This is a genomic window from Winslowiella toletana (assembly GCF_032164335.1).
In the GTDB taxonomy this organism is placed as follows: Bacteria; Pseudomonadota; Gammaproteobacteria; order Enterobacterales; family Enterobacteriaceae; genus Erwinia; species Erwinia toletana_A.
Genome location: NZ_CP134152.1, coordinates 1,126,947 through 1,153,055 on the forward strand (window position 1 = coordinate 1,126,947; position 26,109 = coordinate 1,153,055).

Genomic DNA, 26,109 nt, shown 5'->3' on the forward strand with positions numbered 1-26,109 from the left:
ACATCGGGCTATCTTTGATGCCAGCGCAGGGCATCAATCACGATGGCAAAAGCAGCAGGCAGGTGTTGCCTGCTGGGATAATAAAGATAATATCCCGGAAAGCATGGGCTCCAGTCTGCCAGTAGCTGGATTAACTCGCCTGACTCAATATATTTTACCACTACATCATAGGGCACATAGGCCAGGCCGCCGCCATCAATGGCCGCCTGAATCATCAGAAAGGTATTGTTAAATACGCTTTGCCCGCTGACCCTGACGTCGATTTTTTGGCCGTTTTGCTCAAACTCCCACGCGTATAACCCCCCATGCGTAGGTAGCCGCAGATTAATACAGTTATGCGACAGAAGATCTTCAGGTTTTACAATCGGCTGCTTGCCGGACAGGTAAGCGGGTGAGGCAATCACCGCCATCTGTACATCCGGTGTCAGGCACACCGCAATCATATCCTTGTCTACCTGATCGCCCATTCGCACACCAGCATCAAAACGCCCGGCCGCAATATCCGTCAGTTCATAGCCCATATTGAATTCAATGTTGATGTCAGGATATTCCCTCAGCACCGGTAACAGCCGCGGCCAGAGAATGGAGGTGATGGCGTGGTCATGGGCGGTAATACGTATCGTTCCAGCAGGTTTATCACGAAATGCACTCAGTGAAGCGAGCTCCGCTTCGATTTCACCAAGTCGCGGTGCCAGCACGTTTAACAGACGTTCGCCCGCTTCAGTCGGGGAAACACTCCGCGTGGTCCGGGTTAACAGCCTCACCCCCAGCCGCTCTTCAAGCCCCTGTAGCGTATGGCTCAGCGCTGAACGGGAGACTCCCAGCACTGCGGCCGCGCGGGTAAAACTGCGCTCATTGGCTACCATTACAAATGCCTGGAGGTCGTTCAGCTTTTCTCTTGTCATGATTGGTGAATTTTTTGCACAAGTGTATGTTGATTTGGCTATCTTATCATTTAATCGCGCTTCCCATACACTCTCTCCACTGGGCTGCACCAGATAACAGCCATCCGTTATGAGCACTTTACTGAGGCTTTGCTATGCAAAATTTATTGAACGATAAACAGCAGGCTGCCATCCCGATTGCGGTATTTACCGCCAGTGGAGAGACAGAAAAGCTGAAAACAGCGCTGAGTACTGGTCTGAATAGCGGAATGACCATCAGCGAGATAAAAGAAATCCTGGTTCAGCTGTATGCCTATGCGGGATTTCCACGCAGCCTGAATGCGCTGGGCACGCTGATGAGCGTTCTGGCGTTACGCCGCAAGGAAGGCCTTGAGGATGAGCCGGGCAGAGAGGCGACACCTGTTACCGATCGGCGCAGCAGCCTCGAGCGGGGAACTGAAAACCAGACAAAACTGGTCGGCCAGCCGGTGAAAGGGCCGCTGTTTGAATTTGCTCCGGTGATTGATGAATATCTTAAATCGCACCTGTTTGGCGATATTTTCCAGCGAGACGTGCTGGACTGGCAGACCCGAGAGCTGGCGACCATTTCAGCATTGGCGGCGATGACTGGCGTCAACAGCCAGCTTCAGAGCCACTATGGCATTAGCCTCAATACGGGATTAACCGCAGCGCAGTTACGGGCTTTTGTCGACGTGCTGCAACAAAAATGCGGAAACGCCATCGCAGCCAATGCCAGTGCAGTGCTGGATTCAGTGCTGGCTAATAACGAATAACACCAATACGCCGGAATAATCCGGCAGTGGAGACAAAATGAGCGAGAAATTTGACGGTAACGGTATTTTCCCTAAAGGGCCGAAAAATGAGGCTTACGCCGACTATTTCCAGGGGACCAGCTACCTCAGCATGTTGTCCACTGTGGGCGTAACCATCGGTAATGTGGTGTTTGAACCAGGCTGCCGGAATAACTGGCATATTCACCATAAGGGCGGCCAGATTCTGCTGGTTACGGGTGGACGCGGCTGGTATCAGGAATGGAATAAACCTGCTCAGCAGCTTGTTGCCGGAGATGTGGTCAATATTCCACCCGGTACAAAACACTGGCATGGTGCCGCTTCAGACAGTTGGTTTGCACATGTCGCGGTTGAAGTTCCGGCTGAGAATGCTTCCAATGAGTGGCTGGAGCCGGTTTCTGATGAGGAATATCGTCAGTTACCATAACCAGGCCGGTGAGCGTCGTCGCTCCTGTCACGCGCTGCGCTCTTTATCCTTTTTTATCAATAGATCGATAAATGAGCGCACCTTTATCGGGCGAAAGCGTGACGCGGGAAAAACCGCATAGATCTCGCCGACGGGCAGTGTCCACTGTGGCAGCACCGGAATTAAACGACCTGAATGCAGATCCTCTGAAATGGCAAAATCGGGTAACACTGAGATACCCGCACCTTCTCTCACGGCTTCACGCACCGCCAGTGTGGCATCAAGAGATATGCAGGGCTGCACTTCAACACGCTGTTGTTTCTCATTCAGCGTAAATTGCCATTCAGTGGGATCGCGCAGCGCGGTATTGGCGATAAACGGCAGCGCGGTGATCTCTTCCGGTTTCTTTAGCCGATCGACGTGTGATTGCATGCTGCTGGAAGCCACCAGCCGCTGTCGAAAAGTGCCAATTTTTCTTGCCTGCAATCGGGTATCCGCCAGCCAGCCCACGCGGATCGCCACTTCAATATTGTTGGCGACAATATCAAGCGTATTATCACTGAGCACCGCATCGACTTTGCAGTCAGGATAAAGCTGAGTAAAAGCTGCAATGGCAGGAACGACGACGCTGATACCGTAGTCAAAAGGGGCGGTCAGCTTTAGCGTGCCTGAAGGCTTTGCCACCGCAGCGGCGAGTTGTGCAAAGGCCTCTTCTGTTTCACGCAGAATAGACGCGCAGTGCTCATAGAAAATCTTCCCGGCATCGGTTATCTGAACTTTACGCGTCGTGCGGATCAGCAGTGTGGTACTGAGCTCCTGCTCCAGACGTGCAACCTGCTGGCTGACCACCGCTTTGGTGATCCCCAGACGTTCCGCCGCGGCGGTAAACGATCCGGTCTCAACCACCGAGACGAAGTAGGTAAGTCGTCTGATGCTGCCTGGTTCCATCACTGACGGCCCTCTATTGTATGCTTTTAAATGACAGTGTGTTTATCATAGCTCTGTTTAACATCCAATTGATATTTCCTATGATGAGTAACTTCACATGAGGAACAGTCAATGAACATTACCCTTCACTATTTATTCGATCCGCTATGTGGCTGGTGCTACGGGGCATCACCTGCGCTGAGCAAGCTGGCTGAGGCTCAGAATATTACGCTTGAGCTACTGCCAACCGGCCTGTTTTCAGGTGCCGGCGCCCGCCCAATGGGCGATGATTTCGCCGCCTACGCGTGGGAAAACGACCAGCGAATTGCTCACATGACCGGGCAACCTTTCTCCGCACTTTATCGTAAGAATGTTCTTCAGGATCGGCAGCAACAATTTGACAGTGGCCCGGCCACCGTTGCGTTAACCGCCGTCTCGCAGACACAAACGATAAGGCAGCTTGATGCACTGAAAGCCATACAGCACGCCCGTTACGTCGAAGGTCTTGACGTCACCTCATTGCCGGTGCTTGCAGATATATTACGTGCGCTGGGATTAGAGAGTGCGGCAGAAAACGTTCTGCATCCTGCGGAAAATTTACTGAAAGCAACCCACAATCGTACCGTGCGGGCCCAGCAGATGATGCAGGAATACGGTGCGCGTGGCGTTCCGACGTTTATTGCTGAATCGGGTTCAACGCGCCAGATAATTAACTCAGGTTTAGTGTATTCAAATCCACAGGAGTGGGTTCGCCAGTTACAGAATGCATAACCTGCTGTGAATAATATTCGCCGGTGCTGATGCGGGTTGCACTCTCTTTCGTTACCGTTCAACATCTTATCTTACGGGCTTAAAACCGCACTTCCCACGCCCGGCGAAATCCGATTATACTGTAATTATAACCAGTATAATCACAGGGGGAAGCGATGACCTTCTCACATCCAGTCAAGTCACTAATCGAACCCGGCACGGCTATTTTTCAGGGCAATATGGCTGCTGCATTAGTCGTATGTTGCGGGATGCAATAATGTTCGCGCTGGTAGACGTTAATAGCTTTTACGCCTCCTGTGAAACGGTGTTCCGGCCTGATTTGCGTGGCGTTCCGGTAGTGGTGCTGTCGAATAACGACGGCTGTGTGATTGCCCGCAGCGCTGAGGCGAAAGCGATCGGCATCAAAATGGGCGCGCCGTACTTCAAAATGAAGGAGGATATTCAGCGCCATAAAGTAAAAGTATTCAGTTCGAACTATGCACTGTATGCCGATATGAGTAATCGGGTGATGACCACGCTGGAAGAGATGGCACCCTCGGTGGAAATTTACTCGATTGATGAAGCATTTATGAACCTGAGCGGCGTCAGTAACTGCATGTCGCTGGAGCAGTTTGGTCGCGATGTACGCGCCCGGGTGATGAAAGAAACCCATCTGACCGTCGGGGTGGGGATCGCTCCAACAAAAACGCTGGCCAAGCTGGCGAATCATGCCGCCAAAAAATGGAAAAAGACCGGTGGGGTACTTGATCTGTCAGACCAGCAGCGACAGCGAAAACTGATGAGTATGGTGCCGGTTGAGGATGTCTGGGGAGTCGGGCGGCGCATCAGCAAAACGTTAAACCTGATGGGCATTGAAACCGCGCTGCATTTAGCAGAGTGCACACCCTCGTTTATTCGTAAAAATTTTAACGTGGTGCTGGAGCGTACCGTGCGCGAGCTGAATGGCGAGCCTTGTCTGGCGATCGAAGAGGTTATGCCGACCAAACAACAGATTGTCTGTTCCCGATCGTTTGGCAGCCGCATTACGGATTACCAGGAGATGCGTCAGGCGGTGTGTGCTTACGCGGAACGTGCGGCGGAGAAATTACGTGGCGAGAAGCAGTATTGCCGACAGATTGCGGTATTCCTGCGCACCAGTCCGCACGCGGCTAACGAGCAGTTTTACGGTAACCAGGCGGGCGGAACGCTGTTGACGCCGTCAAACGATACGCGCGATATCGTGCGGATTGCAATGGAGTCGCTGGATCGGATCTGGATTGATGGTCATCGCTATATGAAAGCGGGCGTGATGCTGGGGGACTTTTTCAGTCAGGGCATTGCCCAGCTGAATCTGTTTGATGAGTATCGGCCGCGGATGGGCAGTGAGGCGCTGATGGGCGTGATTGACGAGCTGAATCAGTCGGGCAAAGGCAAAGTCTGGTTTGCCGGCCAGGGGATTAATAAGTCGTGGGCGATGAAGCGCGAAATGCTCTCTCCGGCGTACACCACGCGCTTTGCAGATTTGCCGGTAGCGAAGTGATTTTCCGCGCAACAGTCGCGCCTCAGCTACCCGGCATTGCCGCACCGCTGGCAATAAACCAGACAAAAAACACCATAGCCGCAATAAAGATAATAGCCGGGGCAATCGCTCTTTTGTCCATAAATACTCTCTCCGATGATGGTTACGCGATTAAACAGCCACTTATGATAACGCCATCCGGAGAGAGATGATACGGGAAAGCCTGGCCTGACCATCACCCGATTAATTACCCCTGTTTTTTATCCTTAGCGGCTTCGCCAGCTCGCGCACTGCGATCGTCGGATGGCCTGCACAACAGCGATAGGGGCGCTCTGAACTCGGTGAGCTGGGCGGCAAGACAGACGGTTCTTAAATGGCGGTTGCAGATAAACCATATCTCATCACGGTCATTGGACAAGATATAGTACGCGTCGGAGCTTTCTGAAGGGTTAAAGCAACCTATCGCGCGATAGGCAAAGTCGCTACTGAAACCACTAAGCAAAGGGAGCGGGCGCGGGCCGTTTTCCAGCTGTTGAACTCTCAGATAAAGTCCCTGTTCAAGCCATAACATAAATCACTCCAATTCCATTGTGAACAAGCTGAGTATAGGCGCTACCCGATTTGTGCCGGAGGAGTCAGTGGAATATGCAGGCACAGTCACAGAGATAAATTAAAGCGCGGAGAGGATTGCCTGACGGTGGCAGAAGCAGAAATTTAAGCTAGCAAAATAGCTGTATATTTCTAAATCAGTTTTTTTGACAAAGATAAGCAAATAGCTCCGCTATCAACTCAAACTCTGTGTGGCTATTATAGCTCCATCGAAGGCGATAAGCCTTCTCCCGGTAAAAAAACTAAAGGAGCTACACCATGAAATCTATCAAAACTTTTGTTGCAGTAATTGCCCTCTCTACCATTTCTTTTGGCAGCTTTGCGCAAAGCGTCAGCGCCTACGGTAGCCACCTTGACAGTGCTGAAGCGCGCATTGCGGCAAAAGCAGAGCAAGCCGGTGCATCATCTTATAAAATCACCAGCGCACGCGTTGGCAACCAGGTCTATATGACTGCTGACCTGATTAAATAATCTCTTCCAGCCCGCCCAATCAGTTTTAAATGCCAGTCGCCTCAGGTGACTGGCATTTTGCGTTTTGAATGCATTGATCGACACCCATAGTCGCGGTGGTCAGAATAATGTTATGGTCATAATGACTTAAATAACAACAGGATGAATATTATGATCGTCAGAACATGGCACGGCTGCGTGCCGGTAAAATTTGCCGAAGGTTTTGCCGCACATTTACAGCTTACTGGTGTTCAGCATTCACAAAGCGTGGCGGGTAATCTTGGAGCATTTGTCCGTCGTGAAACGCAGGGGGCTTGGGAGCACTTCTTTCTCGCCACCTACTGGCTGGATATTGATGCAGTAAAAGCGTTTGCCGGTGAGGATTATCATATTGCGGTGACTTACGCCGACGATGAGCAATTTGAACTGTTGTCCGACCCCTATGTTTTTCAGCATCAGGTCAGTGAAATTACCGCCTTATAAAGCGGCTGGCAGAGTGGGTAAAGCACTCTGCCAGTGATTCAGGTCAGTGATTTCTGTTGCAGCTTTTCGAGAATTGCCAGCGGGGCATTCTGCGGATCTTTCATTCCGGCGATCGGCAGCAGGAATGTTTGTTCCAGCATAAACTGACCGCTCATTGCGGCATGAGGGGTCTGATCGGAAAAACAGATCCAGCTGCTGCCCGCAGGCAGTTCCAGCGCCACCTGTGGCCCTTGCTGCTGGTAAGATTGATCGGCTTTCATTGCATCATGCAGTTGCAGCATCAGATGATCATAATGACTGCGATAGCGTTTAGTGATGCCGAGCCGGTGTTGCAACCAGCTGCTGAGCGGTGAGTAGCGCTTCAGGCGTGGCATAAAACGCTTTGCCAGCTGCGGGAAAGGTTCACCGACGCGCCACTGGCGGCTTTCACCATTGGGATTGATATTGGTGAAGATGCGCAGGATACGTTCGCCATGGTTCGGGCGTGATGGAAAGGCATCAACGTGCAAACGGCTGTCATCTTTGCGCCACGAACTGGATTCACGCCACGCCGCAACCGGATGCAGGCGTAGGGTATTATTCGGGGTGTGCAGCGCGGTACGATATTCAGGCAGCAGCGCCCTGACCAGTTGCAGACTGTGCTGATGATGACGCTCCAGCAACGCTTTCACCTGCGGCATTTTATCTTCAGTCGCAAGCCCATTCACTTTACCGGTTTGAGGATTAAAGCTGATATTTTTACGTTTGATATCGACTAAATCTGGCGTCAGCAGCAATTGCTCTTCATCAGTAAGAGTAAATGCCAGACGAGGCAGAAACAGCACTTTTCCTTGCTCAAGAGTTTCTACCGCAGAGACATTATTTACCGGCTCATCCCACTGGGTATTAGGCAGTGAGTGAATCACGGACTGCGGAGATAAGAGGCTTCCGGACATGATAACGCCTTATTATTTTATAAAATTCACTAAATATTATATTGCGCTGAAGAATATTAAGTTAAACCTAAGTTAAACGAGCGTCCGGAGTCGGAAAATAGTTAGCCTGCTAATCCGACGTCCGGGATTAAGCGTGTTCCATTATTGCCGCATCAAACTGAGTTGGCGCGGGCGCGCCTCGCGGTTATTTCGCTGAGCATTTAAAAATGATAGTTAATACCGAGATCGATAACATAACTGGTCGATTTCTCTACCATCGGGCTGTCACGCACATTGCTGTCGAGGAAGTTTACCCGCGTAGAGATAAAGCCTTCCCACTGGGGGGTGAAACGGTAATCCAGCGCCAGCTGTAGCCATGGCGTCAGGCTGGCTGACGGGCGATAGCGGGCTAATCCGCTGCGTTGCGATTCATCCGCAGTTACACCATAGTAATAGCGGGTTTGACGTGCGTCCTCCCAGTCAATTCCTGCTGCAGGAATAAACGCCAGTTTTCCACTTTGCAGATAACCGGTCCATGAAGCAGTGGCAACGACGCCATTGCTCAGCCCCAGCGTATCCGCTGCCAGCTGCCCGGATAATGCGCCATACGGCGTGATGCGCTGATAACTGAGACCGGCCATCATGGTGGTACGACGGTTATTCAGCTGCTGCATTTGCCACCCTTTACCGTCGCTGCGGTCATAGCTCCGATCAAACCATAATGCTTTTATCTTTAGCTCATTAACGTCATCTTTCCACGCCAGAATTCCCGCTTCATCTCCGTCGATATAAAAATGATTACCGGTCCAGCTCAATAACGGAAAGGGAGTGTATTCAACGCGTTTGGCGCGATAAGGATTAATTTGCCATTGATTATCCAGCGCCAGTGCCAGATCGTCTGCGGATACTGGCGCAGTAAACAGCAGGATCAGGCAACACCATCCGGGTTTTTTATTCATCATAATCACCTGTCTCAGACCAGCATAAAAGAGGAGCAGATTACCGATGCTATTTCAGTGTAAATATCTTTTATCAGGAAAGGACGGGGAATAATGTGGTGGGGGTCGAGGATATCAGAGCAGGCCGCGTAACGGCCCGCAAAATTTTTATCACAGCTCGAGGCCAGGCGCTGACCATTTTTTCTTACAGCCCTCGGCGTGGGGGGTTTTACTGCAATCTGGTGCAAAAGGATTAAGCGTATCGCGGTTGCACCAGCCAAGCATCAGCACGATGACGATCACCACAATCCAGCGTTTTTTCATTATGATTTCCTTCGGGTCTGGCTAAACAGCATCTGACTCATGAATTCTTGCGCATAAGCGCGGAATTTGGTGTTCGGAGAATACCTCAATACCGTGGCGGGTTAACAGCTCGGTGGTCACTCCGCTACCGGCTATTTTGCGCTGAGTAAAATCACCGCTATAGATAAGGTCAGTGCCGCACGACGGGCTACCCTCGGTTAAGATGGCATACTGACAGCCATGCTGCTGCGCCATTTCCAGCGTCAGCCATGCCGCCAGAATGTAGCGTTCGGTGACATCATCCCCGCTTGCTTCTCTCACTCTGGCACCATGCGCAATAACGCCGTTTCCGCTGCGGGTCGGCTGAATCTCGGCCGCAGGGCGCGGCGTCTGAAATCCGGCAGCCAGCTCCGGGCAGAAAACCACCAGGCGATTCTGCTGACGCCAGCGCGCAAGATGTTCAGAAACCACGGTTTTTGCTGAGCCGTTGTAGCGTACCGGAAAGCCCGCTAAACATGCACTGAGGAGGATTTTTTTCATCGATGCCTTACCTGAACGCTAAGGTTTTGCATCATCGCATTCATTGTGCAGCAAGGCGAGAGAAGCGGAACTCAGTTAAGAACTATTCAATAAACTGAATCAGAGGCTGGCTTTACGGCAACATTTTCACCTGATATCAGTTCACCTGATACCAGTTGAAGCGCCGATTAGCCGGGGCGGTGTGTGGCAATCCTGGCTATCAGGATTGATTTATCCGCGAGGTATCACGTGTTTTGACCGCGCTTTTAGTTATCCGATAGGCCTTAGCCGGATCGCCAGCGACAAACTCAAAGGTCGGGGAGTAATAAAAGGGCAGCCAGCCGCCGTAGCCATGTTCCCATTCCCAGCGAACCGGGCAGGGCCACAAGATGCCTTCATAGAGTATGTAATAAATCCATCGACCATTAGGGCGACGTGGCTTCAACGTTTTCATCAGAGCAACTATTGCAGAAGATATAATAATAAAATAGGCTATATTTTGACCTGTACCGCAGGGGGTTTCAACCTGCAATGGCGTGTAGTGCGCTCAGCTTCAAGTTTATCGCTTTCAGTACCGGCATCGCCAGATAACAAATCGGTTGCCGGTCAGCAGTAAAAAAATAACTGTGAAGTTTTGCTAATGAGTTTTTATGCTAAACTACCGATGTTTTCCCCCAAGGAAGAGAATGAAAATGATCACTAAATATGGACTTGTGGCGCTCTCACTCACCCTGTTGATGCCCGTGGCGCAGGCGGACGATAAGACCCAACTTTTCGTGCAAATCAATCAACGCCTCGCCTATATGAAGGATGTGGCCGGATACAAAGCCGCTAACCATCAGCCGATAGAAGATTTACAGCAGGAAGCGCGCGTATCAGTGCTGACCCTCAGCAGTGCTGAAAAATTTGGCCTGCAGGCGGCGTCGGTAAAGCCGTTTGTTAAGGCACAGATGGATGCTGCCAAAGCGATCCAGTATCGCTATCGCGCTGACTGGTTGTCGAAGCCTGAAGTGAAATGGACGCCACTGTCATTGCCGGTAGTACGCGAAAAGATAGGTCAGCTCAGCACTGATTCTTTACAGCAGCTGGCTAAGGTGCTGAAAGCCGGTAACCCTATCAATGAAAACGATCGTGTAACTTTCAATATGCTGATTTCACAGCATAATATCACCGATAATGACAAAACGCTGATTTTTGATGCGTTAAAAAACGTGGCGCTGAAGTAACACAGAGTGAATGGCTGATGGGGGAAAGAGGTTAACGATGTACTTCTCCGCACAGTAGCACGGCAAAAGGACGACGCTGGTGAATACGATCCGCCATCTGTTGACACGCTTCCAGCGTCGGGTAGATGTGTTCTGAGACCGGTAGTGCGTCACAGGCATCATGGCCGCAGGCGCTGACTAACAGTACAAATCCAATTAACATCTTTCCTCCTTATCCGCTATCGTTGATGGCGAAGAACAGCCCGGCTTGACATCAGTATAGTAGAACGAAGCGGCAAGTGCGCAGAAGGCAGAATAAAGCTATTGAATTCAGTAGTCTGGAGTTTTTTTCGCCGGAGTGCCGGTTGAGTAACCGAAAGATTATGCCAGTAACAGCTACCGGCATAATCCCGGAAAGATAAAGAGAGTTAGCTTTGCGTAGTTAGCCGCAGTGAATCGCACTGACGACAAGCGGTAAATTAAAAATATTCACCGAATAATGCGCTGATAGCACATCAGTTATAACTTAATTAGTTTTAATAACCTGAGCTTCAGGTTTTTACCTTTTCGAGCGTGATTTGCGGCTCGCATTGTTGGTCTTGTTTTACAATGCGAAACTCCGCCTTACCTTGATGAACATAAATACAGGCACGACCCATGTCGCCGCCGTCCTGTTCCTGTGAAAGTGATACCGTTACCGTCTCTGCCTGAGTTAATGGTGATAGCAATAGCGCTAACGCCGGTAGAGCAAGCAGGTTGGTGGTATGCCGCACCTGTTGGCGTTTCATGTCAGACATCCTTTTAAGTACTTTTCAGGTCTCACCGGACGGTGAGAGACCTCTTAGGGGTTGATCATAATGAGTATGCTAATAATTGGTTTTATAATAACAAAATATTGCGAAAGGCTGCGCTTCGTCAACTGCATAAATGGCTGGTCGATCACGATTTTAATCCTGAAGCCTGCCCAGCAGTATCAATCCAGAAAAAATCAGAATAACCGCAGGTATTTTTGCCCAATGTTAAGTTGAGTTTAGGTGTTAAGACGAAATGCTGCCGCAGGAAATTTCGGTTTTTAAGAACATTTATCCCGTCTGCAACGAAATAATCGAGCGGTTTATGCGGAACAAAAGTGCTATGGTGAATCTCCACTAAACAGAAAGAGGGTGGATATCTCCAGTATTAGCCTGAGTTGCACCGACTGCGGAAGCTCGACGTTTTTGTTCACCGTCGCTGACAGCAGTAAAAATCATCCCCACGGGGCGGTATGTAGCCATTGCAGTAAACCCCTGACGTTCGCGTCGATATTGCAGAGAAGTCTGGAAAATCAAGATGTTTAACCCTTAAAGCCCGCCTTGCGCGGGCTTTGTCGTTCTGGTGCTTCAGCGAAATCCTCGTCATAACTTGACCTTACCGTTAGGGGAGGGTTTACCCTTATGGGGTCTGAGGTTATCTGGCTGATAAGGGAATCCAATGAACAACATAAAATCGTTATTGTTTATCGCACTGCTGGCACCGCTCAGCGCCAGTGCTGTCGAAACGGCGCATCAGGATCACGCAAAGGAGAGCGGCGCGCAGCAGAGTTATCAAAGCGGTATGACGAAGATGCACGACGAGATGATGCAGGGGATGAAATCTGACGATCCTGACATTGCTTTTGCTCAGGGTATGACCGCGCATCATCAGGGAGCGATTGAGATGGCAAAAACCGAGCTTAAATACGGTAAAGATCCGGCGATGCGCAAACTGGCGCAGGAAATTATCGATGCCCAGCAGCCAGAAATCGACCGCATGCAACAGTGGCTGAAACAGCAGAAAAAATAGCGTTGCTTCCATGCAGGTATTTCGTCAGTAATAAACCCATCGTCGAGCCGTTTAGCTAAACTACAACAGGTTAACCTGTTGAGGGAATCACTGATGAGCCAACTGGAAAGAAAAAACTATCCGCAATTAGGCCATGTCGTTGGACCTTACGTCCATGCCGTTAAATATCAGTCTGTACTGTACGTGTCAGGCCTGACGGCTTACGGCAGCGAGGCGCAGCATCACGGAATTGCGGCACAGGCGCAGGAGATATTTGATCAACTGAATATTATTGCCGCAGAGGAGAAAACCTCGATGGCGGGGCTGATCAAAGTCACTATTTTTGTGACTGAGTTAACTCACCTGACCGCGCTGCGCGAGGTGCTGTTTGCCCGCTATGGCGATCATCTGCCGGCCAGTTCGCTGGTTCAGGTCAGCCAGCTGTTTTCACCCGATTTAAAAATCGAAATTGAAGCCAGCATTGCGCTTAATGGATGATTTGCCTGGTTTTGCTGCGGACGCCAGCTTTCGTAAGTGAAAAGGGTAACGGGGCATGGCTAAACTTGCTAAAGTTGATGTTTTACACTTTGCCGGGAGTCGTATGTCGAACGAAATTGCACATCCATCCAGCAGCCCTAAACAGGCTGCGTTGCAGCTGGTTATTGAGCTGGTGCGCGCAGGAAAACTCAGCCCATTGCAGGGCGACGCCTCAAATATGATCTCAATCTACGAGCAGTTTAAAGATCACTTCGAAGCGGATAAGCATAAACATAACGCCGATTCAGCGATCTCCTGACAGTATGCGGTGCGGGGACGCCCGCCCGCAAACTGTCTGAAATACCCTAAACACACTATTCATGATGGCGTTTAGCGGGATTTATCGGGACTATTTACTGACCTGATCGTACCAGAGCATGCTGGTACCAATTCCTTGCTTCGCGCCCTGCACATTATCACGCAGCCCGACCAGCTTCTGTCCCTGTAACGTCACGACATACGGTGAATTCTGCTGGATCTCTTTCTGCAGTTCGCCATACAGCGCCTGGCGTTTCTGGACATCACTCTCTGCCGCGGCTGCACGGGTTTGCGCACTCAGTTTCGGAATCTCCCAGCCTGTACGCCATGCGAGCGTTTTCGGCCCGCCCGGCACGTTATAGGCAAAGGTACTGGCATTGGTATTTGGATCCACATAGTCGGCGCCCCAGTAGATAAAGATCGACTGGAAATTGCGGCTGCGCATCTTGCCCCACAGCTCGGATTCCGCGACCGGCTGAATCTGAATATCGATATCGGCTTTAGCAAAGCTGGCCTGCAGCGCCTGTGCCACATCGGTATACGGCGGCTGATTAACGATGGTCAGTGAAAAGCGCGTGCCGGGCTTAATGCCGCCTTGTTGCAAAATCTGTTTGGCTTTGGCGACATCCAGCTTAAACGGTTTATCGGTCAGTGCGCCGTCAAAGCCCTGCGGCAGAAACGCCTGATGCACCTGATATTGGCCTTTCAGCAGCTGATTCGACAGACTGTCGTAATCCACCAGCCAGCGTGCCGCCTGCCATAAGGCCGGATTGCCGAGGGCCGGCTGCTGCTTGTCCTGAGTATTGAAACCGAGATAGTAAATCAGACTGGAAGGAAAGTTCGCCACTTTGATGCCGGGCTTATTTTTGATTGCATCAAACTGATCGGCACCCAGTTCGTACGCCACATCAACATCACCCTGTTCCAGCAGCAAGCGGCGCGAGCCGGCATCAGCAACGCCTTTCAGGATAACGCGTTTTAGTTTCGCCGCTGGCTGAGCCTGCGGATTTTGTTCCAGCACCAGCGCCTGCTGTGGAACATAATTTTTAATGCTAAAGGCGGCGCTGCCGGCAGAATGGGTGCGCAGCCAGCCATTGCCATAATCGTTATTGCTGGCGTGCTGCTGTGCCAGTTTGCTGTCGACGATCGAGGCGACCGGCGCAGAAAGCAAGCGTAAAGCCAGATCGCTGCCGATAGGTGATACCCAGCGCAGCTCCAGTTTGTCATCACTGATGCGGGTAAACTGGGCATCAATATTCTCTGCCGTCCAGCCTAGTTCGCCGAGAATAAACGCCGGTGTCTTATTCAGCTTTACGGCGCGGGTAAATGAATAAATGACGTCATCGGCGGTAAATGCATTGCCGCTGGCGAATTTTACGCCGGGTTTCAGGGTAAACACCAGGCTGTGCTCACTGCTGCCGGGCTGCCAGGCGGTAGCCAGTTCCGGCACCAGCTTGCGTGGATCATCACGATCGGAAGCGACCAAACCCTGATAGACATCGATCAGGCTGCTGGTACTGACGGTTTCGAAACTTTCAGCCGGATCGAAGCTAATAATGCCATCAAGCGGAATCGCTACCACTAAGGTATCGGCCGGCGTTGCGGCATGGACGGCGGTAGAAAACGCTAAGGCACTGGCAATAGCAACAGATAACAGTTTACGCATTGGGCGATCCTGACAAGGAGAGATATCAGGACTATAAGCTGCAATAAAGCGGCGGGAAATACGGCTTTATACTATGGTTTTCTGAAATAATGATATAGAGAGATCAATGGCTTAGAACAGAAGGCGATAACGCCGCCCCTCAACAAATCAGATACAGGGGCGGCGGTAGGGTACTGCTAGCCGACGATGCGGCCGTTGGCCATATGGGCGGCACGATCGCACATATGATCAATCACATCAGGATCGTGGCTGACCAGTACCATAGTCAGATTATCCTGGCGTTTCAGGTCGTTAAGCAAATTAAGGATCTCTGCCTGTACCGACATATCCAGTGCTGAGGTTGGCTCGTCCAGCAGTAATACTTTCGGCTCCAGCAGCAGTGCGCGCACAATGGCAACGCGCTGACGCTGCCCACCAGAGAGCTGATGTGGATAGCGTTCGGCCATCGCCGGATCGAGGCCGACATGGCGAAAGCCCTGGCTGATACGGTCATCAATATCTTTTATCTTCAGCAGCTTGAGCGGCTCGGCCAGCGTACGGCGCAGGCGATGGCGCGGATGCAGAGAAGCATAGGGATCCTGAAATACCATCTGCACTTCGCGACGTAAATCACCAGTGAAGGCTTTACCCGCTTCGGCCTGATGCCCCGCCAGCCGCATGCTGCCGCTCCAGTGCGGATTCAGCCCGGCCATTACCCACAGCAGCGATGACTTACCGCAGCCGGAAGGACCCACCAGTCCAAAACATTCTCCGGTGTTAATCGACAGTGAAACATCATGCACCACGGTGCGCAGATCGTAGCCCTGACGGTGTGCCACGCTAAGCTGTTGCAAATCAATTATGCTCACGATGTGCCTCCAGTGCCGCGCGATCCAGTACCGGCAACGGTTGGCCGTGAGTCGCCTTGCCTGGACGGCATGACCACAGCGTACGAGTGTAAGGATGCGTGGCGTGCGGCAACTCTGCTGCTGGCAGGCTATCCAGCACTTCGCCCTTATACATCACCATCACCCGGTCACAGTGTTCGGCCACCTGTTGCAGATCGTGACTGATGAGCAGTAAACCCATATTACGTTGTTCAATCAGCCGACGAATCAGTGCCAGCACTTGATCGCGCATGGCGTGATCGAGCGCTGAAGTCGGTTCATCGGCAATCAGAAATTGTGGATCGGCAATCAGCGCGATGGCCAGCATGACGCGCTGTCCCATTCCACCTGAGAGCTGATGCGGATAGCGATCCATCAGCTGTTTCGGCTGCGGCAGGCCGACGGCATCAAGCATTTCACACACCTTTTCACGCCGTTCGGCGCGGCTGAAGTCGCGATGCAGTTTAAGCGGTTCCTCAACCTGCCAGCCAATCGTGCGGGAGGGATTCAGGGCATATTTAGGATCCTGCATCACCATCGCCAGTTTATTACCCCGCAGCTGGCTCCAGCGTCGCTCACTCAGCGTCAGCGCATTTTCACCGGCGACAGTTAAGGTTCGCGCCCCGATATGCAGTGAAGGGGAGAGCAAGCCCATCAGCGAGCGGGCGGTCAGGGATTTACCCGAACCGGATTCGCCGACCAGCGCTACGCGCTCGCGGCCAAGGGAAAATGACAGGTTGTTAACCAGCGTTGTGCCATTATCCAGTGAAATGTTGAGCCGGTCGGCCACAATCAGCGGAGAATTATCAGTTGGCATTGCGGGTATCCAGTCGGTCACGCAGGCCGTCGCCTGTCAGGTTAAAAGCCAGGCTGGCAAACAGAATCGCGCCACCCGGTGCGGCAGCGACCCACCACTGATCAAAAATGACTTTACTGCCTTCGGCCACCATCGAACCCCATTCCGCGGTCGGCGGCTGGACGCCCATGCCGAGAAAGCCAAGGCCAGCCGCTGCCAGAATGATTCCACCCAGGCTGAGGGCGGCACGTACCACCGCGCTTGGCATACACAGCGGCAGAATATGGCCAAACATCAGGCGTAAACCGGTAATTCCCTGCATGCGTGCCGCCGCCAGATAATCGCTGCGGCGCAGCGCCAGCGTTTCCGCCCGCGCCTGACGGGCAAACGGCGGCCAGCTGGTCAGTGCCAGTGCCAGCGCACCGTTCATCAGGCCAGGACCGAGCATCGCCACTAACGCCAGCGCAATCACCAGGTTAGGCAGTGATAAAAAGATGTCAGTAATGCGCATCAGCACGCGTTCAGTCCAGCCACCAAGATAGCCTGCGGCAATGCCCGTCAGCATGCCAACCGGAATCGTCAGCACCAGAATCAGTGACACCAGCAATAGCGTGGGACGGGTTCCGTAAATCACGCGCGATAACAAGTCGCGGCCAAAACCATCGGTTCCCAGCCAGTGGGTTGCCGACGGTGGCATCAGGCGCGCGGCCATCTGCTGAGCGTTAGGATCAAAAGGAGCCAGTAGCGGCGCAAACAGCGCGGCCAACAGCAGGATGGCAACCAGCGTGCCGCCGATCGCCAGCGTGGTAATCCGGCGGCGGCGATGGCGGCGCGGTGCCACTGTTTCAGCATCAGTTAAATTTTGCGTCATCGGGTTCTCGGATCGGTTAGCCAGGTCAACACATCAGCCAGGGTGTTCAGCACAATAAAGCAGCTGCCAATCAGCAGCGTTGAGCCAAGGATCGCCGGAGCATCGGAGGCGAACAGCGCGGTGGTCATATAGCGGCCAACGCCTGGCCAGGCAAAGACGGTTTCGGTCAGCACCGAGCCTTCCAGCAGTGAGGCATAAGAGAGTGCCAGCACGGTAATCAGCGTGCCGGAGACGTTAGGGAAGATATGCAACAGCAGAATGCGACCGCGCCCGGCACCTTTAGCCCGTGCCAGCGTCACATACTCTTTGCTGCTCTCTTCCAGCAGAGCCGCGCGCAGCAGGCGGGTAATGCCCGCCATCGCCAGCATGCCAAGTACCACCACCGGCAGCCAGAGATGAGCAATCGCATTGCGGAACATTTCCGGATCGCCAGAGAGCCAGCTGTCAATCAGCACAAAACCGGTGGTCGGCTCCAGCGTGTACACATAGATATCATCCAGCCGACCCGGACCCGCCGACCAGTGTAAAACCGCATAGAACAGCAGCAGGCCAAGTAAGCCAAGCCAGAAAATTGGTACCGAATAGCCGAGCAGCGAAATCATTCGGGCGAGGTTATCGATAATGCTGCCCGGCTTCCATGCCGCCAGCAGCGCCAGCGAGATGCCAAAAAAGGCGCCAAAAATCATCGCACAGGTCGCCAGCTCGACGGTGGCAGGGAAGGTGCGCAGCAGATCGCTGACAACCGGCTGATTGGTAATACGGGATATTCCCATATCACCGCGCGCCAGATGCTCAATATAGTGCCAGAATTGCATCAGTACCGGCTGGTCGAGACCCAAATCGTGGCGTACCTGGGCGTAAGTCGACTCGCTGGCGTGATCGCCGGCGATCTGTAACACCGGATCGACCGGCGACAGATGAGACAACATGAAAGTAAACGCCAGCAGGCCAAGCAGCGTGACCAGTAGCGAAATCAGGCCGGTAGCGAAACGACCGCCACCGCGCCAGAAACGCCGGGCGGACCCGGCTTCTGTGGAAGTGACTGACATTACTTGCTGACCTGGTTGTAGTAAACCATATCCGGGTTAATTCCCTGCACATAGCCTTTCAGGTTATCGCGTACTGCAATCAGATTACGCGCCTGTAGTCCTATTACATACGGTGAACTTTTCTGCACTTCGCGCTGCATATTCTGGTACAGCTCAATGCGTTTGGCGGGATCGCTTTCGGCAGTGGCGGCCAGCGTCTGCTTGCTTAGCTCAGGAATGTGCCAGTTTGAGCGCCACGCCAGCGTGGTGCTGCCATTTTCCGGATTATAAGCAAAGGCTGAAGCGTTAGTGTTGGGATCGAAATAGTCCGCGCCCCATGCATTGAGTGTGGCTTCATATTTATGGGCTTTAACGCTGGTGGAGACTTCAGTGCTCAGGCCAGGGATCAGCTCAATGTTAACGCCACCTTTGGCAAAGCTGGCCTGCAACGCCTGGGCAATATCCAGATACGGTGGCTGGTTACTGACGGCGAGCTTAAAGCGCACGTTAGTCAGGCCAGCTTTCTGCAGAATCGCCTTGGCTTTTTCCGGATCGTAGCTGTATGGGTTGTCGTTCAGCGCGCCGAGATAGCCTTCCGGCAGAAATGACTGATGCACTTTGAACTGGCCTTTCAGCAACTCGTCGGCAATGCCCTTATAGTCAAACAGATAGCGGGATGCTTCCCATAGCGCCGGGTTTTTCAGCGCCGGAGAGGCATCGATATTGAATTGCATGTAATAGAGTGAAGCGAACGGAATGGCCAGCGGCTTGACGCCCGCTTTACCTTTCAGCGCGGCAATCTGATCGGCACCCAGATTACGCGCGATATCCACATCACCCTGTTCCAGCAGCAGACGACGCGTAGCCGGTTCCGGAACGTTTTTAATCAGGATATTTTTCAGCTTCGGAGCACCCGCCGGCGAGGCTGGATTTGCCGTCAGCAGTACCACTTCATGTGGGATATATTTGCGAATCTGGTACGGGCCGCTACCGGCAGAATGGCCACCCAACCACTGGTTACCGAGATCGTTTTTCTGCTGATTGGCCATGACGGTTTTTTCATCAACCACCGATGCGACCGGCGCTGAGAGCAGGCTTAGTACAAAAGTCGGGCTGACATCCGCCGTCCAGCTAATTTGCACGTGCTGGTCATCAATTTTCTTCAGCTGTGCATCAACATTATCTTTAGTCCAGCCAAGCTGGGTCAGGATAAATGAAGGATCGAGATTCAGCTTCACTACGCGCGACAGCGAGAAGATCACATCTTCCGGACGTAGCGGGTTGCCAGTGGAAAATTTTGCGCCATCGCGCAGCGCAAAGGTCAGGCTGCGGTTGTCGCTGCCGGCCTGCCAGGAGGTAGCCAGCGTCGGTTTCAGGTCGACCGGATTCTGTGGATCTGACTGTACCAGGCGCTGATAAATATTAGTAAAGGCCTGCATTGAGGTCAGTTCAAAGCCCTGCGCCGGATCAAAACTGCTGGCGTCATCGATAGACTGGGCAATCACCAGCGTATCTGGCGGGGTCGCTGCATGAGCGGCAAATGAGGTGGCCAGCGCCACGGCGATCATTGACGGAACGATACTTTTCATGACGTTTCCTTACCTAAAATTTGTCGCGAGTGTAAATGACCGGAAGGCTGATCAAATAGTAGATTAAAGGCTATCGATATGTGTTTTTGTTCTAAGTAAATGAAATCGGTTATAGGCGTTAATCATTTCGCGCCACAACGGCGCGTTAAATCGCCAGTTGCTGCTATCAGCATAGGTGGTATTAATCAATTTTCTACCGCGAAAACAAAGGGATTACTTATGCCATCTATCGTTACGACTTATCACGCCTGCATTGCCGCGTACAGCGCGGGCAACAGCGCCACCAGATTATTCAGCATATGCAGAAATATCGGCAGGATCAGACTGCCGGATTTGAGCCGTGCATAGCACAGCAGCAGTGAGAACAGCATCAGCATGATCATGGTTTGCAGATGGACGTACTGCGTATGCAGCACGGCAAACAGAATCGAGGTCAGGATCATGCAGGCCAGCGGAGTTTTCGGTAACCAGAGTAATAATCCCTGTAACAGAAAGCCACGGAACAAAATTTCTTCAAATATTGGCGCGAGGATCACGGCGGAAAACAGCAAAATCAGCAGCATCGGGCGGCTTTGCTGCGACTGCTGTTCCAGCCAGGCTTCTGGCTGAAGTACCCAGCTCTGAATAAGCATCAGCGTAATCAACGCCGCGATAAACAGCAGCACAGAATTGCGGCGCAGTTTGCCAAACGGAATATCGTCGCGGCGGCTGCAATAAAAACGATAGAGTGGCCACAGTACGGCGGTTTCGAACAGGCAAATAACCGGTACCAGCAGCCCGTTGCTGCGCAGCTGACTGAAATTGGGAAGCAGGGTGATCAGCAGAGTAATCAAATACCAGACTACAAACATGCCGCCGTAAAACAGCGTCAGCGTAATTCGGTTACTGGTGGCGTTCATATTTTGCTCGGAAAGATGGGGTGCGTAATACTATCAATCAGTTAAAACGCTGTCGAGCGAGGGCAGGGAACAGAGCAGAGTGGGATAACTGATGGGCCAGGTGAATACCCGGCCCGAAGCGATTGATCGCCTAACGTACCCGGATGGCGATAACCGTCATCAACGCGGCAGCACAGATAAAAATAGCCAATTCCATCATTACCTCCTCAGATTTATCTTAGGTAATTATATCGCTCGCGAGGCTTAAATTTGCGCGATTAGTGCCGCTTTAAGCTGATGAAACGTGCAAGGCACGAAAGGTCAAAAATTGGTCTCATTCGGCAACGCGATCTGCTAATCTTGGTGGCGAACTGAGGTAAAAACACGTCGAAGAGGAGTGAATACGTGAAGTTTTATGCTAAATCACTGATGCTGGCAGCTATGTTTGCACTGACCGCTTGTAATACTACACCTAAAAATGACGCTGGCGTGCAGCCTGTCGATCCTGAAAACGATCGCTGCGGTGCTTCGCAGTATCAGAGCTATGTGGGTAAACCTCTTTCTTCTTTGGATCAGGTGAAATTCTCCGTGCCGGTGCGCGCGATCCCGTACAATTCTGCGGTCACCATGGACTTCAATCTGAATCGTCTGAACTTTATGGCTGACAGCAGCGGTAAAATCAGCAGCGTTTACTGCGGCTAATCCGTTGAAAAGGGGCGAAGATTTTTCGCCCCTTTCTCTACGGCGAGTTACGGTTTTTTCTCCGCCCACCATAAGCGCAGCTTCATTCCCCAACTGCTGGTCCAGCCGGTAGTACTGCTGACCACCTCACCTTTATTAATGATCACCAGCGTTGGCGTGACGCCCACCTGCCAGCGGGATGACAGCATTCCCTTTTCATCATTGACCACCGGCAAGCGGTAACCTTTCGCCTGCAAATAATCCGTGACGTTCTGTGCTTCACCGGATCGCAGCGCGACTGAGATCACATTGGCTCCCCCGTCGGACATTGCTGCCACCGCCGGAGTCGTGTAACGACAGATGCCGCACCAGCTGGCCCAGAAATAGACCAACAGCGGCCGTTGATCGCTGAGGGCCGCCAGAGTGACGGTTTCACCATCAATGGTTTGCAGCTGCTGATCGGCAAAGGTTAACGGTGCCTGAGGCGCGCGAAAGCTGTCGAGGGCGTAAACCACTCCGGCAATCAACAGCAGCATCAGCAGCGCTTCGCGCAGCAGGCGTTTCAGCTTTTTCATTATTGGCGAGCCAGCTGCTGCTTCACCCTATTTTCCAGCTGTTCCCAACTGACAGCACCGGATATTAAGCTATCGCCAATCAGCGTGGCAGGCGTACCCTGGATGCCAAGATGCTGCGCCAGCTGCAGGCTGCTGTTAACGGTTTCAAGACTCTGCTTGCTGGGCTCGCCCGGTTCAATGCCCAGTTTATTTTCGGCAGCAAGGATACTGGCATCATCGTGATAGCCTTTCTTCGCCATCAGACGCTGATGCAGCGCGAGGAATTGCTGTGGATTTTGTTGCCACACCGTCAACGCCGCACGCGCTGAGGTCAGTGAACTTTCCGAACGATACGGCAGTAATTTAATCACCACCGCGACGTCTGGATAGGTTTTCACCAGCTTCTCCAGCAGCGGATCGAATTGCTTACAGAACGGGCAGTTATAGTCGGTAAAAGAGACCAGCGTCAGCCTGGCATCTTTGGCACCGATACGCGGCGAGCCGGCATCCTGATACAGTGCCGTTTTATTCTGTTCAATAACCTGTGCCACTACCTCTTTTTGCTGTTGCTCTGCCTGCTTATCATAAGCATCTGCCGCCTGCGCAAGGATCTGCGGGTTCTCTACCAGCGTTTCACCGATTAATTGTTTAATACGCGCTTCCTGTTCCGCGGTGAAAGGTGCGGCGGCCCATAATGGCGTCGCGACTAACAGCAATAATATCATCAGCTTTTTCATTAATTTTCTCCTTTGGCGTCGTTCAGGGTTTGCATCAGGGTTTCACGATCCAGCAGCGGCGACAGCACCTTGCCCTGAGGTAATCCCGGTCCATAAATTTGGTTAAAAGGCACAGCGACACTGCCGCGGCGTTGTAAAAACGCGCTGATCGGCGCTGACGGATGGCTCCAGTCACCGCGCAGCGCAATCACATCTTCAGCTTGCACTGCTTGCTGCACGTCATCGCGCAGTAATACATGGTATTTATTGGCTTTACAGGTGATGCACCAGTCGGCGGTAACATCAATAAATACCCGCTTGTGCTCAGCCAGTGCCTGGGTAATTGCCTGTTCCGTTAGCGGCTGCCAGTTGACGTTATCCTGGAGCGGTTGAGGCCCTTTGCGCCAGCTGAACAGCAGCGCGACGGCGATCAACAGCACCATCATCGCGCTGATGGCGGTGGTTTTGCCGCCATGATGTTTTAACTGAAGCGCCAGCAGGATGACGGCGATCAGCGCGGCGATGATCAGCGTGTTGCTGCTACCGATATGGCTACTCAGCAGGCTAAGCAGCCAGGCGCTGGAGGCCAGCATTAGTAGCCCCAGCAGGACGCGTAGCTGATTCATCCAGCGTCCGGGGCGCGGCAAACTTAACGCCAGCCTCGGCCAGAGGGCAATCGCTATCCACGGCAGGCTCATGCCAACCCCCAGCGCAAGGAAAATTCCCCACAGCATCGGCAGTGGGGACACCAGCGCCACTGCGACGGCAGTACCAAGGAACGGTGCCGAGCACGGCGTCGCCAGCAGAGTGGCAAAAGCGCCTTGCCAGAAATGTCCGGCGAGGCCACGGTCGCCGCCATAAGTAGCTAAGCGGCTATTCAGCGACGAAGGCAGGCGCAGATATAGCCAGCCAAACAGGTTGATGCTAAACAGCAGTGTGATGAACAGCATCAGTGCAATAAACCACGGATTCTGAAACTGAATGCCCCAGCCCAGCGCGTGATTGCCGAGCCGCAATAGCGTCATCATCAGCGCCAGCGCCATAAACGAGAGCAGAATGCCGCTGGTGGACGCGAGGAATTGCAGCCGTACGCTGCGACGGTCGCGCCGCTCCGTCTGGATAATCGTGCCGAGTTTCATCGCCAGCACCGGCAGTACGCACGGCATCAGGTTCAGGATAAATCCCCCGGCCAGCGCCAACAGCATCAGTTGCCACCATGGCGGGCTGGCCGGATTCAGCGCCAGCGCTTCACCGATTTCCAGCGTCGTTTGTTGAGCCAGCCCCAGGTCGGCAATCACCAGTGACAGCTTGCGCTGGCGTAAGTCAGGGGCTTGTTCTCCCCATTGGTCGGTAACCGGTACGCGTACCTGTAACTGACTGCCTTTGATGGTGATGGCGGGCGCGCCAAGGCTGGCGTCCGCAAAGCCATCAAAGAACAGTTCCGGCTGCTGCCAGCCTGTTTCACGCTCAGCAATCAGCTGTAATTGTCCCTGACTGTAGCCCGCGTGTAGCCGATCGGTGACGCCATGCTCAATCGGAACCCGTCCCATCGCCTCGGCAAAATCGTGGCCAAACTGCGCGTCAGCCGCGGCGCTCAGATCAAGGCTGAAGGGGTAATCGGTGAGAATGCAGACGTTGCTACAGGTAGATAACGTCAAGGTGCCCGCCAGCAGGCGGCGGCTGTCGGCAGGCAGCACAATCGGAATGCTGACCCGATGGTGATAACCCTGGGTTGTCAGGCCAGAAACGGTAAAGCGTTGCGGCGTCGGCCAGAACCATTGCGCCTGAGCGGGATTGTCCTGCCAGCGAATTTCCGGCGCAATGCCGCCTTCACCGGGTGAGCGCCAGTAAGTTTTCCAGCCCTTCTGTAGCTCGACGTCGAGTAGCAACCGGATTTGCTCCGGCTGTGAAGTATCGGCGCGCAGGCGCACCTGTGCGTGGTCGTTTTGTGGATTTTGCAGCCAGCCGCTGTCTGCCGCCTGTAATGCAGGCAGCCACAACAGCAGCAGCAGGAGCAAACTCCTGATGGGTAATAACATGATTTTCTCCGTAAATGATTTTTTCAGTGCCGGGCAGAGCGGCAAATCATTCGCGGAAGACGCAGTTTCTCAGATGTATTCGCAGCACCGGCGAAGAGAATTCGCGTATCGGTGGGAAGCGCAGCGGCAGAGCACGGGTCAGCGCCAGCATCGACAGCAGGATGACGGCGGCAAACAGCGCGGTTTCAAAAATCAGCGGCGAGGCCATCAACAGCGATTTACTGCTGAGTTCACAGGAAGTTAGCGGAGCTTCGGCCTGTTCAGTACCGGGCGCAGTGCTGAGCGTGGCGCTTTCACTGAGTCTCATCTGCAGGGCGTGCAGGCTCGCAATGCGCTGAGTGATGCAGATCAGCACCACCAGACACGCCAGAGCGAGAAAGCTTGTTGCGATACGACGCCGTTTTTCCATTGCAGCCTCAGAACAGAAAGTGAGGTTATCTTAACGGCGTAAATCGGTTTGGCAATGGTAACGGATGTAAACATTTGTGTGACCTGACTGTCATATTGCTGCAACAGCGGCATGTCAGGCTGATTCTGTCACTAAACGATGCTCTCCTCGTTACTATTAAAATAGGCAATGCTCGCCTTTCAACTCTTCCCGCCCCGTGCGGGATTTTTTTATTACATCACGCCTCAGCGATTCCGGCGCAGTTGGTGCGGGAATTATCCTGGTAACCACACCTGTTTTCTGCTGTTTAGTTGCCATGGCGATCGTCTACGCTGTAACCGATAAAATTGGAGGAGTGATTATGCATTGTTCTAAGTGGTTAGTGTTGTTGGCGGTATTGGGCACCACGACGCCGGTGCTGGCGGCATCGACGGAATCCTGGCTTTCCGGCGACCACCGGATGAAACAGGCCTGCATCAAGGCCAGTGGCTTAAAAAATGCCAAACCGGTCAGTAAGGTGATGTTGTTCAGCGATCGCGTGGGGTATTCTGCGCTGGTGCTACAGGGCACTTACCCGCAAAAACATATGAAAAATAAGCGTGGTCGCGAACTCTGTCTTTATCAGCGTGCTACCCAGCGTGCCTCAGTGACAGAAGCTGACGATTTGCTGCCTTAATTTATTGATGATTAATATTGAAGTCTCGAATGGGCGGCGTTTTTACT

General features: G+C 52.7%; 34 protein-coding genes. 12 read left to right on the forward strand and 22 right to left on the reverse strand.

Going from position 1 to position 26,109, the window contains the following annotated elements; all coding sequences use genetic code 11:
* Positions 1–8: 8 nt before the first annotated feature.
* Positions 9–908: a LysR family transcriptional regulator gene (locus RIN69_RS05140; RefSeq protein WP_313857606.1), complete on the reverse strand. Its 900-nt coding sequence runs from the start codon at positions 906–908 to the stop codon at positions 9–11.
* 131 nt (positions 909–1,039) lie between these two features.
* On the opposite strand from RIN69_RS05140, the gene RIN69_RS05145 reads away from it, so the two are divergent.
* Both RIN69_RS05145 and RIN69_RS05150 read left to right on the forward strand, forming a co-directional pair.
* Positions 1,040–1,678 (forward strand): carboxymuconolactone decarboxylase family protein, encoded by a 639-nt coding sequence (locus tag RIN69_RS05145; RefSeq protein ID WP_313856009.1) that lies wholly within the window; start codon positions 1,040–1,042, stop codon positions 1,676–1,678.
* A gap of 37 nt (positions 1,679–1,715) precedes the next feature.
* Positions 1,716–2,123, forward strand: a complete 408-nt coding sequence (locus tag RIN69_RS05150; protein WP_313856010.1) for a cupin domain-containing protein — start codon at positions 1,716–1,718, stop codon at positions 2,121–2,123.
* Between the two features lie 27 nt (positions 2,124–2,150).
* On the opposite strand, the gene RIN69_RS05155 is transcribed toward RIN69_RS05150, so the two are convergent.
* On the reverse strand, positions 2,151–3,050 hold the full coding sequence (locus RIN69_RS05155) for a LysR family transcriptional regulator (protein ID WP_313857607.1): 900 nt from the start codon (positions 3,048–3,050) through the stop codon (positions 2,151–2,153).
* A 111-nt stretch (positions 3,051–3,161) separates the two neighbouring features.
* Here RIN69_RS05155 and RIN69_RS05160 point away from each other — a divergent pair, with 111 nt between their 5' ends.
* The gene (locus RIN69_RS05160) at positions 3,162–3,800 is read left to right on the forward strand and encodes a DsbA family protein (RefSeq protein ID WP_313856011.1); all 639 of its coding nucleotides are present in this window, start codon (positions 3,162–3,164) and stop codon (positions 3,798–3,800) included.
* A gap of 256 nt (positions 3,801–4,056) precedes the next feature.
* Positions 4,057–5,319 carry a translesion error-prone DNA polymerase V subunit UmuC gene (umuC, locus tag RIN69_RS05165; RefSeq protein WP_313856012.1) on the forward strand — a complete coding sequence of 421 codons (1,263 nt, stop codon included), beginning with the start codon at positions 4,057–4,059 and terminating at the stop codon, positions 5,317–5,319.
* Between the two features lie 22 nt (positions 5,320–5,341).
* Here the strand turns inward: umuC and RIN69_RS05170 are convergent, their stop codons facing one another.
* Positions 5,342–5,440: a YoaK family small membrane protein gene (locus RIN69_RS05170; RefSeq protein WP_313856013.1), complete on the reverse strand. Its 99-nt coding sequence runs from the start codon at positions 5,438–5,440 to the stop codon at positions 5,342–5,344.
* Between the two features lie 105 nt (positions 5,441–5,545).
* Positions 5,546–5,869: a hypothetical protein gene (locus RIN69_RS05175; RefSeq protein ID WP_313856014.1), complete on the reverse strand. Its 324-nt coding sequence runs from the start codon at positions 5,867–5,869 to the stop codon at positions 5,546–5,548.
* Between the two features lie 296 nt (positions 5,870–6,165).
* On the opposite strand from RIN69_RS05175, the gene RIN69_RS05180 reads away from it, so the two are divergent.
* Positions 6,166–6,378 carry a YdgH/BhsA/McbA family protein gene (locus RIN69_RS05180; RefSeq protein ID WP_313856015.1) on the forward strand — a complete coding sequence of 71 codons (213 nt, stop codon included), beginning with the start codon at positions 6,166–6,168 and terminating at the stop codon, positions 6,376–6,378.
* 150 nt (positions 6,379–6,528) lie between these two features.
* Positions 6,529–6,840 (forward strand): hypothetical protein, encoded by a 312-nt coding sequence (locus tag RIN69_RS05185; protein ID WP_313856016.1) that lies wholly within the window; start codon positions 6,529–6,531, stop codon positions 6,838–6,840.
* A gap of 38 nt (positions 6,841–6,878) precedes the next feature.
* Here RIN69_RS05185 and RIN69_RS05190 read toward each other — a convergent pair whose 3' ends face one another.
* From RIN69_RS05190 to RIN69_RS05210, 5 genes are all read right to left on the reverse strand, one after another.
* Complete coding sequence (locus RIN69_RS05190) at positions 6,879–7,775, reverse strand: Kdo hydroxylase family protein (protein ID WP_313856017.1); 897 nt, start codon at positions 7,773–7,775, stop codon at positions 6,879–6,881.
* A gap of 200 nt (positions 7,776–7,975) precedes the next feature.
* Positions 7,976–8,716, reverse strand: coding sequence for a MipA/OmpV family protein (locus tag RIN69_RS05195; protein ID WP_313856018.1), 741 nt, complete (start codon positions 8,714–8,716; stop codon positions 7,976–7,978).
* A gap of 147 nt (positions 8,717–8,863) precedes the next feature.
* A complete protein-coding gene (locus RIN69_RS05200; protein ID WP_313856019.1) occupies positions 8,864–9,016 on the reverse strand; it encodes a hypothetical protein in 153 nt (50 codons plus the stop codon).
* Between the two features lie 21 nt (positions 9,017–9,037).
* Complete coding sequence (locus RIN69_RS05205) at positions 9,038–9,535, reverse strand: DUF523 domain-containing protein (protein ID WP_313856021.1); 498 nt, start codon at positions 9,533–9,535, stop codon at positions 9,038–9,040.
* A gap of 199 nt (positions 9,536–9,734) precedes the next feature.
* Positions 9,735–9,968 (reverse strand): hypothetical protein, encoded by a 234-nt coding sequence (locus RIN69_RS05210; RefSeq protein ID WP_313856023.1) that lies wholly within the window; start codon positions 9,966–9,968, stop codon positions 9,735–9,737.
* Between the two features lie 238 nt (positions 9,969–10,206).
* Between RIN69_RS05210 and RIN69_RS05215 the strand changes: the two genes are divergently transcribed.
* Positions 10,207–10,740 (forward strand): chorismate mutase, encoded by a 534-nt coding sequence (locus RIN69_RS05215; RefSeq protein ID WP_390902530.1) that lies wholly within the window; start codon positions 10,207–10,209, stop codon positions 10,738–10,740.
* Positions 10,741–10,771: 31 nt separating this feature from the next.
* Here the strand turns inward: RIN69_RS05215 and RIN69_RS05220 are convergent, their stop codons facing one another.
* Complete coding sequence (locus tag RIN69_RS05220) at positions 10,772–10,942, reverse strand: hypothetical protein (RefSeq protein ID WP_313856026.1); 171 nt, start codon at positions 10,940–10,942, stop codon at positions 10,772–10,774.
* A gap of 328 nt (positions 10,943–11,270) precedes the next feature.
* Positions 11,271–11,507, reverse strand: a complete 237-nt coding sequence (locus RIN69_RS05225) for a hypothetical protein (protein WP_313856028.1) — start codon at positions 11,505–11,507, stop codon at positions 11,271–11,273.
* Between the two features lie 682 nt (positions 11,508–12,189).
* Between RIN69_RS05225 and copM the strand changes: the two genes are divergently transcribed.
* The 3 genes from copM (at position 12,190) to RIN69_RS05240 (ending at position 13,315) form a co-directional block, all read left to right on the forward strand.
* Entirely contained in the window at positions 12,190–12,540 is a 351-nt protein-coding gene (copM, locus tag RIN69_RS05230; RefSeq protein WP_313856029.1) for a CopM family metallochaperone, read from the forward strand.
* 93 nt (positions 12,541–12,633) lie between these two features.
* Positions 12,634–13,017: a RidA family protein gene (locus RIN69_RS05235; RefSeq protein ID WP_313856031.1), complete on the forward strand. Its 384-nt coding sequence runs from the start codon at positions 12,634–12,636 to the stop codon at positions 13,015–13,017.
* A gap of 103 nt (positions 13,018–13,120) precedes the next feature.
* On the forward strand, positions 13,121–13,315 hold the full coding sequence (locus RIN69_RS05240; protein ID WP_313857609.1) for a hypothetical protein: 195 nt from the start codon (positions 13,121–13,123) through the stop codon (positions 13,313–13,315).
* A gap of 90 nt (positions 13,316–13,405) precedes the next feature.
* Here RIN69_RS05240 and RIN69_RS05245 read toward each other — a convergent pair whose 3' ends face one another.
* The 7 genes from RIN69_RS05245 to RIN69_RS05275 all read right to left on the reverse strand — a co-directional run bounded on the left by RIN69_RS05245 (position 13,406) and on the right by RIN69_RS05275 (position 21,029).
* A complete protein-coding gene (locus RIN69_RS05245; protein ID WP_313856032.1) occupies positions 13,406–14,980 on the reverse strand; it encodes an ABC transporter substrate-binding protein in 1,575 nt (524 codons plus the stop codon).
* A 176-nt stretch (positions 14,981–15,156) separates the two neighbouring features.
* A complete protein-coding gene (locus tag RIN69_RS05250; RefSeq protein WP_313857611.1) occupies positions 15,157–15,822 on the reverse strand; it encodes an ABC transporter ATP-binding protein in 666 nt (221 codons plus the stop codon).
* Positions 15,815–16,663 carry an ABC transporter ATP-binding protein gene (locus RIN69_RS05255; RefSeq protein WP_313856033.1) on the reverse strand — a complete coding sequence of 283 codons (849 nt, stop codon included), beginning with the start codon at positions 16,661–16,663 and terminating at the stop codon, positions 15,815–15,817. Before RIN69_RS05255 ends, RIN69_RS05250 begins: the two co-directional genes overlap by 8 nt.
* Positions 16,653–17,513 (reverse strand): ABC transporter permease, encoded by an 861-nt coding sequence (locus RIN69_RS05260; protein WP_313856034.1) that lies wholly within the window; start codon positions 17,511–17,513, stop codon positions 16,653–16,655. Before RIN69_RS05260 ends, RIN69_RS05255 begins: the two co-directional genes overlap by 11 nt.
* Positions 17,510–18,562 (reverse strand): ABC transporter permease, encoded by a 1,053-nt coding sequence (locus tag RIN69_RS05265; protein WP_313856035.1) that lies wholly within the window; start codon positions 18,560–18,562, stop codon positions 17,510–17,512. Before RIN69_RS05265 ends, RIN69_RS05260 begins: the two co-directional genes overlap by 4 nt.
* Complete coding sequence (locus RIN69_RS05270; RefSeq protein WP_390902531.1) at positions 18,562–20,094, reverse strand: ABC transporter substrate-binding protein; 1,533 nt, start codon at positions 20,092–20,094, stop codon at positions 18,562–18,564. Before RIN69_RS05270 ends, RIN69_RS05265 begins: the two co-directional genes overlap by 1 nt.
* Positions 20,095–20,372: 278 nt before the next feature.
* Positions 20,373–21,029, reverse strand: coding sequence for a CPBP family intramembrane glutamic endopeptidase (locus RIN69_RS05275; protein WP_313856038.1), 657 nt, complete (start codon positions 21,027–21,029; stop codon positions 20,373–20,375).
* A gap of 384 nt (positions 21,030–21,413) precedes the next feature.
* Here RIN69_RS05275 and RIN69_RS05280 point away from each other — a divergent pair, with 384 nt between their 5' ends.
* Positions 21,414–21,710, forward strand: a complete 297-nt coding sequence (locus RIN69_RS05280; protein WP_313856040.1) for an I78 family peptidase inhibitor — start codon at positions 21,414–21,416, stop codon at positions 21,708–21,710.
* 47 nt (positions 21,711–21,757) lie between these two features.
* Here the strand turns inward: RIN69_RS05280 and RIN69_RS05285 are convergent, their stop codons facing one another.
* From RIN69_RS05285 to RIN69_RS05300, 4 genes are read right to left on the reverse strand one after another with little or no spacing between them, the layout of a single operon-like run.
* On the reverse strand, positions 21,758–22,264 hold the full coding sequence (locus RIN69_RS05285) for a protein disulfide oxidoreductase (protein WP_313856041.1): 507 nt from the start codon (positions 22,262–22,264) through the stop codon (positions 21,758–21,760).
* A complete protein-coding gene (locus RIN69_RS05290) occupies positions 22,264–22,980 on the reverse strand; it encodes a DsbA family protein (RefSeq protein WP_313856042.1) in 717 nt (238 codons plus the stop codon). Before RIN69_RS05290 ends, RIN69_RS05285 begins: the two co-directional genes overlap by 1 nt.
* Positions 22,980–24,998 carry a protein-disulfide reductase DsbD family protein gene (locus RIN69_RS05295; protein ID WP_313856043.1) on the reverse strand — a complete coding sequence of 673 codons (2,019 nt, stop codon included), beginning with the start codon at positions 24,996–24,998 and terminating at the stop codon, positions 22,980–22,982. Before RIN69_RS05295 ends, RIN69_RS05290 begins: the two co-directional genes overlap by 1 nt.
* A 46-nt stretch (positions 24,999–25,044) precedes the next feature.
* Positions 25,045–25,407: a copper resistance protein gene (locus tag RIN69_RS05300; RefSeq protein WP_313856044.1), complete on the reverse strand. Its 363-nt coding sequence runs from the start codon at positions 25,405–25,407 to the stop codon at positions 25,045–25,047.
* Between the two features lie 340 nt (positions 25,408–25,747).
* Here RIN69_RS05300 and RIN69_RS05305 point away from each other — a divergent pair, with 340 nt between their 5' ends.
* Complete coding sequence (locus tag RIN69_RS05305; RefSeq protein ID WP_313856045.1) at positions 25,748–26,062, forward strand: hypothetical protein; 315 nt, start codon at positions 25,748–25,750, stop codon at positions 26,060–26,062.
* Positions 26,063–26,109 lie beyond the last annotated feature (47 nt).

Coding starts and splice junctions, on each gene's coding strand:
- RIN69_RS05145 (WP_313856009.1), top strand. CDS start 1,040: ATGCAAAATTTATTGAACGATAAACAGCAGGCTGCCATCCCGATTGCG.
- RIN69_RS05150 (WP_313856010.1), top strand. CDS start 1,716: ATGAGCGAGAAATTTGACGGTAACGGTATTTTCCCTAAAGGGCCGAAA.
- RIN69_RS05155 (WP_313857607.1), bottom strand. CDS start 3,050: ATGGAACCAGGCAGCATCAGACGACTTACCTACTTCGTCTCGGTGGTT.
- RIN69_RS05160 (WP_313856011.1), top strand. CDS start 3,162: ATGAACATTACCCTTCACTATTTATTCGATCCGCTATGTGGCTGGTGC.
- umuC (WP_313856012.1), top strand. CDS start 4,057: ATGTTCGCGCTGGTAGACGTTAATAGCTTTTACGCCTCCTGTGAAACG.
- RIN69_RS05170 (WP_313856013.1), bottom strand. CDS start 5,440: ATGGACAAAAGAGCGATTGCCCCGGCTATTATCTTTATTGCGGCTATG.
- RIN69_RS05175 (WP_313856014.1), bottom strand. CDS start 5,869: ATGTTATGGCTTGAACAGGGACTTTATCTGAGAGTTCAACAGCTGGAA.
- RIN69_RS05180 (WP_313856015.1), top strand. CDS start 6,166: ATGAAATCTATCAAAACTTTTGTTGCAGTAATTGCCCTCTCTACCATT.
- RIN69_RS05185 (WP_313856016.1), top strand. CDS start 6,529: ATGATCGTCAGAACATGGCACGGCTGCGTGCCGGTAAAATTTGCCGAA.
- RIN69_RS05190 (WP_313856017.1), bottom strand. CDS start 7,775: ATGTCCGGAAGCCTCTTATCTCCGCAGTCCGTGATTCACTCACTGCCT.
- RIN69_RS05195 (WP_313856018.1), bottom strand. CDS start 8,716: ATGATGAATAAAAAACCCGGATGGTGTTGCCTGATCCTGCTGTTTACT.
- RIN69_RS05200 (WP_313856019.1), bottom strand. CDS start 9,016: ATGAAAAAACGCTGGATTGTGGTGATCGTCATCGTGCTGATGCTTGGC.
- RIN69_RS05205 (WP_313856021.1), bottom strand. CDS start 9,535: ATGAAAAAAATCCTCCTCAGTGCATGTTTAGCGGGCTTTCCGGTACGC.
- RIN69_RS05210 (WP_313856023.1), bottom strand. CDS start 9,968: ATGAAAACGTTGAAGCCACGTCGCCCTAATGGTCGATGGATTTATTAC.
- RIN69_RS05215 (WP_390902530.1), top strand. CDS start 10,207: ATGATCACTAAATATGGACTTGTGGCGCTCTCACTCACCCTGTTGATG.
- RIN69_RS05220 (WP_313856026.1), bottom strand. CDS start 10,942: ATGTTAATTGGATTTGTACTGTTAGTCAGCGCCTGCGGCCATGATGCC.
- RIN69_RS05225 (WP_313856028.1), bottom strand. CDS start 11,507: ATGAAACGCCAACAGGTGCGGCATACCACCAACCTGCTTGCTCTACCG.
- copM (WP_313856029.1), top strand. CDS start 12,190: ATGAACAACATAAAATCGTTATTGTTTATCGCACTGCTGGCACCGCTC.
- RIN69_RS05235 (WP_313856031.1), top strand. CDS start 12,634: ATGAGCCAACTGGAAAGAAAAAACTATCCGCAATTAGGCCATGTCGTT.
- RIN69_RS05240 (WP_313857609.1), top strand. CDS start 13,121: ATGTCGAACGAAATTGCACATCCATCCAGCAGCCCTAAACAGGCTGCG.
- RIN69_RS05245 (WP_313856032.1), bottom strand. CDS start 14,980: ATGCGTAAACTGTTATCTGTTGCTATTGCCAGTGCCTTAGCGTTTTCT.
- RIN69_RS05255 (WP_313856033.1), bottom strand. CDS start 16,663: ATGCCAACTGATAATTCTCCGCTGATTGTGGCCGACCGGCTCAACATT.
- RIN69_RS05260 (WP_313856034.1), bottom strand. CDS start 17,513: ATGACGCAAAATTTAACTGATGCTGAAACAGTGGCACCGCGCCGCCAT.
- RIN69_RS05265 (WP_313856035.1), bottom strand. CDS start 18,562: ATGTCAGTCACTTCCACAGAAGCCGGGTCCGCCCGGCGTTTCTGGCGC.
- RIN69_RS05275 (WP_313856038.1), bottom strand. CDS start 21,029: ATGAACGCCACCAGTAACCGAATTACGCTGACGCTGTTTTACGGCGGC.
- RIN69_RS05285 (WP_313856041.1), bottom strand. CDS start 22,264: ATGAAAAAGCTGAAACGCCTGCTGCGCGAAGCGCTGCTGATGCTGCTG.
- RIN69_RS05290 (WP_313856042.1), bottom strand. CDS start 22,980: ATGAAAAAGCTGATGATATTATTGCTGTTAGTCGCGACGCCATTATGG.
- RIN69_RS05295 (WP_313856043.1), bottom strand. CDS start 24,998: ATGTTATTACCCATCAGGAGTTTGCTCCTGCTGCTGCTGTTGTGGCTG.
- RIN69_RS05300 (WP_313856044.1), bottom strand. CDS start 25,407: ATGGAAAAACGGCGTCGTATCGCAACAAGCTTTCTCGCTCTGGCGTGT.
- RIN69_RS05305 (WP_313856045.1), top strand. CDS start 25,748: ATGCATTGTTCTAAGTGGTTAGTGTTGTTGGCGGTATTGGGCACCACG.